This window comes from uncultured Campylobacter sp., from assembly GCF_938045205.1.
Lineage (GTDB): Bacteria > Campylobacterota > Campylobacteria > Campylobacterales > Campylobacteraceae > Campylobacter_B.
In genome coordinates this window covers 1-12,623 of the sequence record NZ_CALIMY010000044.1, presented here as the reverse complement: position 1 = coordinate 12,623, position 12,623 = coordinate 1, and the positions used below count along the sequence as shown (strand labels likewise).

At 47.7% G+C, this 12,623-nt stretch carries 12 protein-coding genes and 1 tRNA gene; 12 read left to right on the top strand and 1 reads right to left on the bottom strand.

Annotated features, from left to right (window positions below; genetic code table 11):
* The 12 genes from pglC to Q0198_RS02700 form a co-directional block, all read left to right on the top strand.
* On the top strand, nt 1–545 hold a 545-nt coding region (gene pglC, locus Q0198_RS02755), incomplete at its 5' end, for an undecaprenyl phosphate N,N'-diacetylbacillosamine 1-phosphate transferase (RefSeq protein WP_297894674.1).
* Nucleotides 532–1,131, top strand: coding sequence for a UDP-N-acetylbacillosamine N-acetyltransferase (gene pglD / locus Q0198_RS02750; RefSeq protein WP_297894672.1), 600 nt, complete (start codon nt 532–534; stop codon nt 1,129–1,131). The genes pglC and pglD, both read left to right, overlap by 14 nt.
* Before the next feature lie 116 nt (nt 1,132–1,247).
* On the top strand, nt 1,248–2,345 hold the full coding sequence (pglE, locus tag Q0198_RS02745; RefSeq protein WP_297894676.1) for a UDP-N-acetylbacillosamine transaminase: 1,098 nt from the start codon (nt 1,248–1,250) through the stop codon (nt 2,343–2,345).
* Nucleotides 2,345–4,150: a nucleoside-diphosphate sugar epimerase/dehydratase gene (locus Q0198_RS02740; RefSeq protein ID WP_297894670.1), complete on the top strand. Its 1,806-nt coding sequence runs from the start codon at nt 2,345–2,347 to the stop codon at nt 4,148–4,150. Before pglE ends, Q0198_RS02740 begins: the two co-directional genes overlap by 1 nt.
* Nucleotides 4,147–4,890: an imidazole glycerol phosphate synthase subunit HisH gene (gene hisH, locus Q0198_RS02735; protein ID WP_297894669.1), complete on the top strand. Its 744-nt coding sequence runs from the start codon at nt 4,147–4,149 to the stop codon at nt 4,888–4,890. Before Q0198_RS02740 ends, hisH begins: the two co-directional genes overlap by 4 nt.
* Nucleotides 4,890–5,597 carry a 1-(5-phosphoribosyl)-5-[(5-phosphoribosylamino)methylideneamino]imidazole-4-carboxamide isomerase gene (hisA, locus tag Q0198_RS02730; RefSeq protein WP_297894668.1) on the top strand — a complete coding sequence of 236 codons (708 nt, stop codon included), beginning with the start codon at nt 4,890–4,892 and terminating at the stop codon, nt 5,595–5,597. The genes hisH and hisA overlap by 1 nt, the downstream gene beginning before the upstream one ends.
* 78 nt (nt 5,598–5,675) lie before the next feature.
* Nucleotides 5,676–6,539, top strand: a complete 864-nt coding sequence (locus tag Q0198_RS02725) for a 50S ribosomal protein L11 methyltransferase (RefSeq protein ID WP_297894665.1) — start codon at nt 5,676–5,678, stop codon at nt 6,537–6,539.
* Entirely contained in the window at nt 6,536–8,485 is a 1,950-nt protein-coding gene (gene ftsH, locus Q0198_RS02720) for an ATP-dependent zinc metalloprotease FtsH (protein ID WP_297894662.1), read from the top strand. Before Q0198_RS02725 ends, ftsH begins: the two co-directional genes overlap by 4 nt.
* A 126-nt stretch (nt 8,486–8,611) precedes the next feature.
* Nucleotides 8,612–9,361: a CDP-diacylglycerol--serine O-phosphatidyltransferase gene (gene pssA / locus Q0198_RS02715; protein ID WP_297894660.1), complete on the top strand. Its 750-nt coding sequence runs from the start codon at nt 8,612–8,614 to the stop codon at nt 9,359–9,361.
* A gap of 85 nt (nt 9,362–9,446) precedes the next feature.
* Nucleotides 9,447–10,961, top strand: coding sequence for a 2-isopropylmalate synthase (locus Q0198_RS02710; protein WP_297894657.1), 1,515 nt, complete (start codon nt 9,447–9,449; stop codon nt 10,959–10,961).
* A gap of 157 nt (nt 10,962–11,118) precedes the next feature.
* The gene (gene atpE / locus Q0198_RS02705) at nt 11,119–11,457 is read left to right on the top strand and encodes an ATP synthase F0 subunit C (RefSeq protein ID WP_297894654.1); all 339 of its coding nucleotides are present in this window, start codon (nt 11,119–11,121) and stop codon (nt 11,455–11,457) included.
* Between the two features lie 69 nt (nt 11,458–11,526).
* Nucleotides 11,527–11,611 (top strand) — tRNA-Leu (locus Q0198_RS02700).
* Nucleotides 11,612–11,657: 46 nt separating this feature from the next.
* Here Q0198_RS02700 and Q0198_RS02695 read toward each other — a convergent pair.
* Nucleotides 11,658–12,473: a hypothetical protein gene (locus Q0198_RS02695; protein WP_297894651.1), complete on the bottom strand. Its 816-nt coding sequence runs from the start codon at nt 12,471–12,473 to the stop codon at nt 11,658–11,660.
* Between the last annotated feature and the right edge of the window lie 150 nt (nt 12,474–12,623).

The following is a 12,623-nucleotide window of genomic DNA, read 5'->3' as shown; positions in this document are numbered from 1 at the left end:
TGGTTTCGCCCGTGATGGCGCTTACGTGGTTCTTGATCCGCAAACACATTAGCAAAAGTACGATTTTTACGCAATCTCGCCCTGGGCTTGATGAGCAAATTTTTAAAATTTACAAATTTAAAACGATGAGCGACGAGCGCGGCGCGGACGGCGAGCTTCTGCCAGACGAAGAGCGGCTCAATGAATACGGCAAAAAGATCCGCGCGCTAAGCTTGGATGAGCTGCCGCAGCTTTTCAACGTGCTAAAGGGCGATATGAGCTTCATCGGACCGCGACCGCTGCTGATCGAATACCTGCCGCTTTATTCGCCGCAGCAGCGCCTGCGACACAGCGTGCGCCCGGGCATCACGGGGCTTGCGCAGGTAAACGGACGCAACGCGATCAGCTGGGAGAAAAAATTTGAGTTCGACACGTATTATGCGCAGAATTTAAGCTTCGCACTCGATCTTAAGATCGCGCTTTTAACGATTAAAAAAGTGCTTGCGAAAGAGGGCGTGAATAAAGAGGGCATGGCGACGACGGAGAAATTTAATGGGCACAACTAAAATTTATGTTTACGGCGCAAGCGGACATGGGCTGGTGGTTGCCGACGTCGTGCTAGCCGCGCGCGGGGCTAAATTTAGCGAGGTCGTTTTTTTAGACGACGCGGCGGGGCTGAAATTTAGCGAGGATCTACCGAAGCATCCCGTAATAATCGCAATCGGCGATAATAAAACCCGCGCAAAGATCCAAGAGAAAGTAGCACGCGCGGGTTTTGAGATAGCGACGCTAATTCATCAAAGCGCCATCGTTAGCCCAAGCGCCTCTATCGGCGAGGGTGCGGTCGTAATGCCCGGCGCCGTGATAAACGCGCGAGCCAAAATCGGTCGCGGCGCGATAATCAATTCAGGCGTCGTAATCGAGCATGAGTGCGAGATCGGCGAGTTCGCGCACATTAGCCCAAACGCGGCGCTTGCGGGCGGCGTGAAGGTGGGGGCGTTTTCGCACATCGGAATCGGCGCTAGCGTCATTCAGAGGCTAAAGATCGGGCAGCGCTGCATTATCGGTGCGGGCGCCGCGGTAGTGCGCGACATAGCTAGCGACAGCGTAGCCGTAGGCGTGCCTGCTCGCGTGATTAAAAAAAATAGCTAAATTTAAAATTTATAGCATTAAAAGTGATAAAATCCGAGCATTTAAATTTTATGCCGAAAGCTAAATTTAGCCTTGCATCGCGCGAGGTTAAATTTAAAGATCAAGAAAGGATGAAGATGGCAAGAGTATTTTTAAGCCCACCGAATATGGGCGGCGATGAGCTTGAGTATATAAAAAAGGTATTTGAAAGCAACTATATCGCGCCTTTGGGCGAATACGTCAATCGCTTTGAGGACGCAGTGAAGTCCTATACTGGCACGCGCGGCGCGCTGGCGCTAAACGCAGGCACGGCGGCGCTTCATCTGGCGCTTCGTTGCAGCGGCGTAAAGGACGGCGACGTGGTGTTAGGATCCACGTTTACCTTCATGGCGTCGCTAAATCCGATATTTTACGAGCGCTGCGTGCCGGTGCTGATAGACAGCGACGAGAGTTGGAATTTAAGTCCGAAGCTGCTTAAAGAAGCGATCAAAAAATCGCCGAAAAAGCCAAAGGTGCTCGTCGTTACGCATCTTTACGGACAGGCTGCAAAGATGGATGAGATATGCGAAATTTGCGCGAATGAAAATATCGATCTCATCGAGGATGCCGCGGAGGCGCTGGGCGGATTTTATAAGGGTAAGGCGCTGGGCGGCATCGGAAAATGCGGCGCTCTAAGTTTCAACGGCAATAAAATCATCACTACCTCAGGCGGCGGAATGTTGATCTCAAACGACGAGGAGCTAATCGCCAAGGCTAGATTTTACAGCACTCAGGCGCGCGAGCCGCTGCTTCACTACGAACACAAAGACTACGGCTACAACTACCGTTTAAGCAACGTCTTGGGCGCTATCGGCGTAGGCCAGATGGAGGTCTTGCCGCAGCGCGTAAAGAGAAAACGCGAAATTTTTAAAATTTATGAGGATCTGTTTAGGGGCACCGACGTGGAGTTTATGCCTGAAGTCGAAGGCGGCGAGGGCAACAGATGGCTTACAACGCTATTATTTAAGAAAAAAGACGCTCATCTAAAGGTTATCGATGCGCTAAATAAAGCCGACATCGAATCTCGCCCGCTTTGGAAGCCGATGCATCTGCAAAGCATCTTCGCAGGCGCGCTTAGCGTAGTTGACGGCACGAGCGAAGATATGTTTAGTCGCGGCATCTGCCTTCCTAGCGGCACCGATATGAGCGACGAGACGATTGAGCGCGTCGTAAAAATCGTAAAAGAAAACATCTGATGCTGTTAAAACCCACTAAATTTAGCCGCTTCGCGTTTTTTTTGCTGGGAGATATTTTTATCTCGATCCTCTCCGTTTATATCGCGTTTTTGCTGCGATTTAGTGGAGATATACCGAACGAATTTTATAAAGGCGCGCTGCTTAGCGCCTCGAGCCTTACTGCGATTAAAATTTTCTATTTTTGGTTTTTGCGGATCTATTTAGTTCCGTGGAGATTTTTCGGGCTATACGAAGCAAGAAAGCTCTTTTATGCACACGTGATGGCAGCGCTTACCTTTTTAATCCTGTTTTTTCTAGCAAGTAAAATTTTTAACCCATTCCCGCGCTCGGTCATCATCATCGATGCGGCAATCTCGTTTATTTTAATCGGTGGGATTAGAATTTCAAAGCGGATGTTTCTAAGCGAGAAGAAAAACATCACGAATAACGAGCCCTGCATCGTCGTAGGCGCTACGAGCAAGACCTTTCACGTCCTAAAAGGTATGCGGCAAAAATATATCAACTACTATCCTGTGGGCGTCGTGGACGGGCGGCCTGAGCTAGTAGGGACCTATTGCGAAAACTACGTCGTCAGAGCCAAGGGCGAAATTCCGCAGATGATCAAAGATAGCGGCGCCAAAACCGCAATCATCGCGCTGGCGCTGTATCCGGACGAGCTAAAGCAGCTCTACGACGAGCTTTTTGCATACGGGTTAAAGGATATTAAGCTCTTTTCGCTTTTGGAGGATGAGAGTAAAAAGATCCGCGACGTATCAATCGAGGATCTGCTCGCGCGCAAGCCCAAAGATCTCGACACCAAGGCGATTGAAAATTTTATCAAAGATAAGATCGTGCTGGTAACGGGCGCGGGCGGCACGATAGGAAGCGAAATTTGCAAGCAATGCTTGAAATTCGGCGCAAAGCGGCTCATTATGGTCGAACACAGCGAGTTTAACCTCTACTCGATTAACGAAGCCACCGGCGCGGACGCGCGTAACGAGCTAAAGATGATAAACGTCGTTTATCGCCATGAGCTGGAGGAGGTTTTTGCAGAATTTCATCCCGAAGTAGTCGTGCACGCAGCGGCGTATAAGCACGTGCCGCTATGCGAGTTTAATCCGCATCTAGCGGTCAAGAACAATATCGTCGGCACAAAAAATGTAATCGATCTGTCTAAAAAATACGGCGCGAAAAAGGTCGTTTTGATCTCGACCGACAAGGCAGTACGACCGACAAATATTATGGGCACGACGAAGCGTATCTGCGAGCTTTACGCGCTAAATTCCAACGACGCGGCAAGCGACACGCAGATCGTCGCGGTACGCTTCGGAAACGTGCTCGGCTCAAGCGGCAGCGTCATTCCTAAATTTAAACGCCAGATCGAAGCGAACGAGCCGCTTACCGTTACGCACCCCGAGATTACGAGATATTTTATGCTCGTTAGCGAGGCGTGCCAGCTCGTGCTTCAAGCAGCCTCCATCGCGCAGGGCGGCGAACTTTTCGTGCTGGATATGGGCGAGCCCGTAAAGATCGCCGATCTTGCCAAGCGAATGCTCCAGCTTGCCGGCAAGGAGGAGCTGGGTATTAAATTTGTAGGCTTGCGTCCCGGTGAGAAGCTTTACGAGGAGCTTTTGATCGATGAAAACGACAAGAGCACGAAGTACCAATCCATATTCGTAACTCACTCCGCAAAATACGACCTGCAAGAGCTAAGCTCGCAGATCGAGGAGCTTTCGGAGTGCGAGGACGCGCAGGTTGCGGATAAGCTAAAGCGCATCGTGCCCGAGTTTTCGCACCGATTAAACGATATGAAGGGCACGGCTTGATCGGTATCGTGGATTACGGCGCGGGCAATATCCAAAGCGTGATGAACGCGCTTAGTTTTTGCGGCGCTAAATTTTGCCTCGTGCGCAGCCCCGAGGAGCTTTTGAGCTGCGATAAGGCTCTACTTCCGGGCGTGGGCGCATTCGGCGAGGCGATGGATAAGCTTCGCGCAAGCGGTATGGACGCCGCGATTAAAGAGTTCGTCGCAAGCGGCAGATATTTTTTAGGCATCTGCCTGGGGATGCAGCTTTTGTTTGAGCAAAGCGAGGAATTCGGCGCGCGCAGCGGGCTTGGAATTTTACCCGGTCGCGTCGTAAAATTTGACAAAACGAAATTTAATATTCGGGGAGCGGAATCCAAGTCCGAAAATATGAAATTTAGAGAAAATACGAAATTTGGATCGGACGAGGCGGAATTTAATTCAGACGGGGCAGAACCTAGCGAGCGCTGCGGACAAAATTCCACTTGTGCCGAAAGCCTAAAGATCCCGCATGTCGGCTGGAACAGCGCGCATTTTATTAAGCGCTCGCCGATAAATGCAGGCCTAGGCGAGTTTGAGTATCTGTATTTCGTGCACTCCTACCACGTCCTTTGCGCGCGCGAGATCACGCTTGCGAGTACGTTTTACGGCTATGAGTTTGCAAGCGCGATCTGGCGCGAAAACGTATTCGCCTTTCAGCCGCATCCCGAAAAAAGCCACGATGCGGGCATAAAAATCATTAAAAATTTTACGGAGCTGTGATGGAAATTTTCCCTGCGATCGATCTGAAACAAGGATGCGCCGTGCGTCTTAGCAAGGGCGAGATGCAAAGCGCAAAAATTTATTCCAAAGACCCCTGCGAGCTAGCCAAAAAATTTGAAGATCTTGGCGCTAAATGGCTGCATCTGGTTGATCTCGACGGCGCGTTTGCGGGCGAGGCGGTAAATTTCAAAGCGATCGAGCGGATCGTAAAAAGCACGCGTCTGCGCGTAGAAGTGGGCGGCGGCATCCGCGACGAAGCGCGCATAAAGCAGTATTTGAGCTTAGGCGTCGATAGATTTATCCTGGGCTCGGCGGCGCTTAAAAATCCGGATTTCGTAAAGCAAATGGCGAAGCTTTACCGCATCGTCGTGGGCATAGATGCAAAAGAGGGGCTCGTAGCGACCGAGGGCTGGGCGGAGCTAAGCCGCGTAAAAGCGACTGATCTGGCTCGAGACTACGCGGACGCAGGCGTTTGCGCGATCATCTGCACCGATATCTCGCGCGACGGGATGCTAAGCGGCGTGAACGTAGAATTTAGCCGCTCTATCGCGAAAGCTTGCGGCATCGATACTATCGCAAGCGGCGGCGTAAAAGATATGAGCGACATAATCGCGCTTAAAAACGCAGAGCTCATCGCAGGCGTCATCGTCGGCAAGGCGTATTACGAGGGCACGCTCGATCTTAAAAAGGCGTTTGAAGCTCTATAAAAACGCCCGAGCGTAAGCAAAGTTTGAACTAAATTTTAGTAATATGCAAATTTTAAAATTTAAAGGCGATGTGAGGCGATGAAAGATTTTTTTTATGAGATGATCGTAAAAAGCGCGAATGCAAGCGAGCTTTTTAAAAACTTTGCGTTTGAGCTCGGCGTTACCTGCGTCGAAGAACGTGGCGAGCGTTTCATAATCCGCGACGAAGAGGATCTGCAAAATTTAAAATTTGCGTTTGAAGAGTTTAAAAAGGGGCTTGCGCGATCTCTTAATTTAGACGCCGATCTACAGATCGAAATTTCAAAAAAGCAAAATAAAGACTGGCTCGACGAATACAAAAAAGGCGTCGCGCCCGTGGCGGTCGGCAAATTTTACGTCCGTCCGAGCTGGTGCGAAAGATCGCAAGATCGCGCGCTAATCGATCTGCTGATCGATCCTGCGCTGGCGTTTGGTTCAGGTCATCACGAAAGTACCAATATGTGCCTGGCGCTGCTTAGCGAGCTTGCTCGCGATGGCATGAGCGCGCTTGACGTGGGCTGCGGCAGCGGAATTTTAAGTATCGCGATGAAAAAACTGGGCGCAAAGGTAAGCGCCTGCGATACCGACGAGCAGGCAGTGGCCGCTACGCAGCAAAACGCCGAGAAAAACGGTGTACAGATCGATAAAATTTGGCTCGGCAGCGTTTCAAGCTTGGGTGAGCAAAGCTCAAGCGCAGCCGCGCAGCCGCAGTTTGATCTCGTCGTCGCAAATATAATCGCCGACGTGATTTTGATCCTAAGCGCGGATCTGAAAAAAGCGCTAAAACCTGGCGGCAAGCTCGTGCTGTCGGGAATTTTAGAAAAATATAAAGATAGGATAGAGCAAGCCTTTTCGGATTTAAATTTCGTGCAGATGAAAAAGCAAAACGAATGGCTTAGCTTCGTATATGAAAGGAAGATATGAATAACAACCCAAATAATCAACCCCCTCAAAACGGCGGCGGAAACAATTTTTTCAATAAAAATCCGATCGGCGTTTTTATAATTTTCGCGCTTATTTTGATAGTGGTGTTTAAAGCGATATCCCCAAGTGGCGGATTTGATAGCGGTGGAGTGCTGAGCTCCGTCTCGGGCGAGAGTAGAAACGTAACTTACTCCGAGCTAAAATCGCAAATCAAAAACTCTCAAGTAAGCATGGTTTCCATCGGAAGCTCCACGATTAAAGCGCAAGTAGGCAACGTAATCTACACCGCCAAGCGCGTGGATGATCCCGAGCTAGTTCAAATTTTAGAATCGCGCAAAATTCCATACGGCGCGTATAACGAGAGCAATTTTTTGACCGATCTGCTCTTTAGCTGGGTCTTGCCGCTTGTGATTTTCTTTGGAATTTGGATGTTTTTAGCCAACCGCATGCAGCGCAATATGGGCGGCGGCGTGCTCGGCATCGGAAGCTCTAAAAACCTGGTAAGCGCCGAAAAGCCGAAGGTTAAATTTAGCGATGTAGCGGGCGTCGAAGAGGCGAAAGAGGAGGTTAAGGAGATCGTAGATTTCTTAAAAAACCCCGAGCGATATATCAGCCTCGGGGCTAAAATTCCAAAAGGCGTGCTTTTAGTGGGCCCTCCGGGCACGGGTAAGACGCTGCTAGCCAAAGCGGTCGCGGGCGAAGCGGATGTGCCGTTTTTTTCGGTATCGGGTTCGAGCTTCATCGAGATGTTCGTAGGTGTGGGCGCCAGCAGAGTGCGCGATCTATTTGATAACGCTAAAAAACAGGCTCCGGCGATCGTTTTCATCGACGAGATCGACGCGATCGGCAAAAGCAGAACCGCAGGCGGTATTGGCGGAGGCAACGACGAGCGCGAGCAGACGCTAAATCAGCTGCTTGCCGAGATGGACGGCTTCGGCTCGGAATCAAGCCCGGTAATCGTCCTTGCGGCTACTAACCGTCCTGAGACGCTGGATGCAGCGCTTCTGCGTCCGGGCAGATTCGATAGGCAGGTTCTAGTCGATAGACCCGATTTTGACGGCAGAATGGCGATTTTGAAGGTGCATATGCGCGACGTTAAATTTGCCCGCGACATCGATATCGAAGAGATCGCGCGCCTTACCGTGGGCTTTGCGGGAGCCGATCTTGCAAATATCATCAACGAAGCCGCGCTTTTAGCGGGTCGCGAGGCAAAGGCGGAGGTCGAGCAAAAAGACCTACTTGAAGCGATTGAACGCGTCGGTATCGGACTGGCTAAAAAATCGCGCCGCGTAAGCCCGATCGAAAAGCGAATCGTCGCCTATCACGAAAGCGGCCATGCGCTCATCGCCGAGCTTACCAAAGGCGCGATGCCGGTATCTAAAGTAACTATCGTACCGCGCGGATTGAGTGCCGCGGGCTATACGCTAAATTCTCCGTTTGAAAATAGATATCTGCATCAGCGCCATGAAATTTTTGCCGAGATCGATACATTTTTGGCGGGACGTGCGGCGGAGGACGTGTTTTTAGGCGAGATCACCGACGGCGCGGGCAACGACCTACAGCGCGCTACCGATATGCTTAAATTCATGGCTACTCAGGTCGGAATGACCGAGGCGCTCGGGCTTGCGGTGCTAGAAAAGCAGCAGTACTCCTTCCTAAACGGCGGACAGAGCATCAAGGATTACAGCGAGGTAACGGCGGTTAAGATCGACGAATATGTCCGCAAGACGCTGGACGAGCGCTACGCAGCGGTAAAAGAGACGCTAAGGACTTACGCTCCGGCGATCGAGGAGATGGTAAAGGCACTGTATGAGAAGGAGACGGTATCGGGCGAACAGATCGTGGAGATCATCTCTAAATTTGAAAAAGACAACGGCATGCCTACCCGTCTGGTGCGAAATTTAGGCGCTAACGACGATATCGAAAGCGCAAAGAGCGAAGCTTAAATTTAAAGCTTCGCGCGCGGTAAGAACTTAGGGCTAAATTTTAAGAAGGTCGCGCTAAGGCGTTTTATGCGCGATCCGCGGCACCGAATGAAAAGCGGTGTAAAAATAAAATTTAAAGAGTAAGAGATGGAAGAGGAAAAGGGAAAATTAATCTACATATTGCCGAATTTTTTCACGGCGGCAAGTGCATTTTTAGCGGTCATCAGCATAATTTCTACGATCAAAGGCAACTTCAGCGCCGCGATCTTTTATATCATTTTATCCTTGATCTGCGACGGGCTTGACGGCCGCGTGGCGAGGCTAACGCATGCGACATCGAAATTCGGCGTGGAATTTGACAGCCTTGCGGATATCGTTGCTTTCGGCGTCGCGCCGGCGCTGCTATTTTATTGCGCGATCGGGCACGATTACGGTAAGGTCGGCTCGCTTGTAGCTGCGCTTTACGTGGTTTTCGGCGCGATCAGGCTGGCGCGATTCAACGTCACTACGGGCACCTACGAGCCTAGCGTTTTTATCGGGCTGCCGATACCAACGGCGGCGATTACGATGGCGTTTTGGATCGGAATTTATCTAAAATATGAGCTCTCCAAAGGATTTGGCGTATTTTTGATCATCGCAATGGCGGCACTATCGTTTTTGATGGTAAGCAACATACGCTTTCCGAGCTTTAAAAAGATCAGCCTAAAGCGCCCCAACGCGATTAAAATTTTAGTGCTTCTAATCGTCATATTTTTCTCGCTTTTATATCTTTTCAGGCTGGAATTCCCTGCGGTGCTCACTTTGGTTTATATCGTTTACGGTTTGGTTCGCGGAGCTTTAAATTTAAGCGCGGCTAAATTTCATAAAAAAGACAAACCCGAAGAAACGGCGAAATAATCTCAGATATGTTTATCGCCGCGATTGTTTTTAAGTTTGCGCGGCTATAATTTTGCCAAATTTTAACCCTTTGAAAGGATTTGTAATGGATAAAAATAAAATCATAATCTTCGATACGACGCTTCGTGACGGCGAGCAAAGCCCTGGAGCGTCGATGAATACGGACGAGAAGATCCATCTTGCGTTGCAGCTTGAAAAGCTGGGCGTAGATGTTATCGAGGCGGGTTTTGCAGCGGCAAGCCCCGGGGATTTTGACGCGATAGAAAAGATCGCGGGCGCGGTTAGCAAGGCTCGCGTATGCTCTCTTGCGCGCGCTTTAGAAAAAGATATCAAAGCCGCCGGCGAAGCGGTAAAGGGTGCGAAGCTCGGCCGCATCCACACCTTCATCGCTACAAGCCCCATTCATATGGAATTTAAACTTAAAATGCAGCCGCAAGAGGTCATAAAGCGCGCCGTAGAGTCTGTGCAATACGCAAAAAGCCTATGCGATGACGTGGAGTTTAGCTGCGAGGATGCGTGCAGAAGCGATATGGGTTTTTTAAAAGAGATCTGCGACGCCGCGATAAGCGCCGGAGCCTCCACCATAAATATCCCCGATACGGTGGGCTATCTCTATCCGGACGAGATCACTGCGCGCATAGGCGAGCTCGTTAAGCTTATCGGCGAGCGCGCCGTAGTTTCGGTACATAACCACAACGACTTGGGAATGGCTACCGTAAATTCCTTAGCCGCTATCTTGGCAGGAGCCAGACAGGTCGAGTGCACGATAAACGGTATCGGCGAGCGCGCGGGCAACGCCGCGCTAGAGGAGATCGTAATGGCGATCAAGACGCGCAGGGATAAATTTGCGCCGCTTTATACCGATATAAATTTGAAAGAAATTTACCCATCCAGCCGCCTAGTCGCGAGCATTACCGGCATCGAGCCGCAGCCTAATAAAGCGATTGTGGGCAAAAACGCCTTCGCGCATGAAAGCGGCATCCACCAAGATGGCGTGTTAAAACACAAAGAAACTTACGAGATCATGCATGCTGAGGATATCGGACTTGATAAAAACTCGCTCGTACTGGGCAAACACAGCGGCCGCCACGCCTTTAAAGACAAGCTGGTATCTTTGGGCTATGAGCTTAGTAACGAGCAGATTGAGATCGCGTTTAATAAATTTAAAGCGCTTGCAGATAGTAAAAAGGACGTTTTCGACGAGGATATTAGAGAGCTCGTAAACGACGAGTTCGTGGGGGCTGAGAAGACCTATGAAGTGCTGGTTTTAAGCTCTAATAGCTGCAACAAAGGACACGCTAGCACCGCGCTTACGCTAAGGTATAAGGATGAAATTTTAAGCGATAGCGCGCTTGGAAACGGCGGCGTGGATGCGATATTTAAGGCGATAGATCGTATCAGCGGTATCAGCGGTAGCTTGAAAGAATACCAAGTAAAAGCGGTTTCACAGGGCAAAGACGCGCTGGCGAAAGTAACCGTTAAGGTGGAATTTGCGGGCGAGGGCGCCATCATCGGCAGAGGACTTGACGTAGATACGATGCTGGCGTCTGCAAAGGCCTACGTTGCGGCGCTAAACACATATCTGGACGCTAAGCGCTAAGATGTCGGAGTGTTCGGCGGGATTTGCTAAATTTAACGCAAATTCCGCCAGATTAAACAAATCAAAAGCAAAATTTTAATAATATTTCACACTTAAAACGTTGGAGTAGGGGGTATTGAGCCGAAACTCGTTTTAAAATTTATTTATGGAGACTTTTATGAAAAAAGTTCTTGTATTGTTATTCGCACTTTGCGGCGCGGCTTTCGCTAACGAGCAGCTAAGCGCTTACACTCAGATCGTTTCTTTTTCTGCAATTACCGTTGCAGTCGTTTTAGGTCTAGCCGCTTTGGGTGGCGCGTTAGGTATGGGAAATGCCGCTAGCGCGACACTTAACGGCATCGCTAGAAATCCGAGCGTAGCTAGCAAGCTATCGAATACGATGTATATTTCGCTAGCGATGATCGAAGCGCAGGTTATCTATGCATTAGTTATTTCATTTATCTTGCTTTTCGTAAATCCTTTTTTGACAGCGGGTTTAAAGGCTGCTGCAAATTAATCATAAGCCCGAGAAATCGGGCTTTAAACTTATATAACTCAAGGCTTAAGATTAAGCTTTAAAAATTATGCGACCGTGGTGGAATTGGTAGACACGCTATCTTGAGGGGGTAGTGCCGTAAGGCGTACGAGTTCAAATCTCGTCGGTCGCACCATCTATTAAAATTTTCCCTATTTTTTTGGTTTTATTAAATTTTGTTACTAAAAAATTGAATACCTTTTCGGTAAATTATCTATGTTTATACCTTGTTGCAAAAAATATTTTTTAACTTCTTTATAAATTTCATCGTTATATAAATAAATCATAAAATATCTACCCGAAACTGGTGTAGCATACATAGATACCGTAAAAACTTCATTTGATATTCTTATAAAAGGTAAGGCTGTAAAACCTTTCAAATTTTTATTTCTGAATAAGTAAAAAATAAATTTGAATGTTAAATTTACAAAATAAAATAAAATCAAGGGTAATAATAACTTACCACCATCGATAATTAGTGAAAGTATTATTATAAAATATACCAGTATATGAAATTTCTCTGTTTTAACACAGGAATTAGCAAAAAATGTTCTAGCTAATTCGTCCTCTAATATTTTACATTGTCTTTTTAATTTTCCATAATCATAAAATTCTATATAGTGATTTGTGAATTTTATTTTATGATTTTTAAATTTGAATTTTTGAAAAATTGCGACAATAACAATGTAAGTTATAGGGATTAAACTAAACCAAAAAAATACTTTATCTTCAATAGTTCCATAATCCCATAAATTTTCTAATAATCCAAAAAGTATTAGGCAAGAAATAAAAGATGAACTAAGCAATGTTAAAACGAAAAACTCTTCATAGCTTTGTATGATAAGCGGATTTTCATCATAATCCCTAAAATTCGGATTATTTTGTTTTTGATTTTCAAGCCATTGTTGATATTTTTGCTCTTTGATTTGAGCTTGTTGTATTTTTGCTTCTACGTTTTTTCTTAACTGCTCGGCTCGTTGCTTTATATCGTTATTCAAATCAATCCTTTTTATAAAATTTCCTAGCAAATTCAATCTCGGTCAGTACCACTGATACTGAATTTTATGAATTTACAAATTTAAACTTGCTATTGCTTTTAAATTCAAGCAACAAGTAAATTTAAATTTGCAAATTTGATATTTGGATCT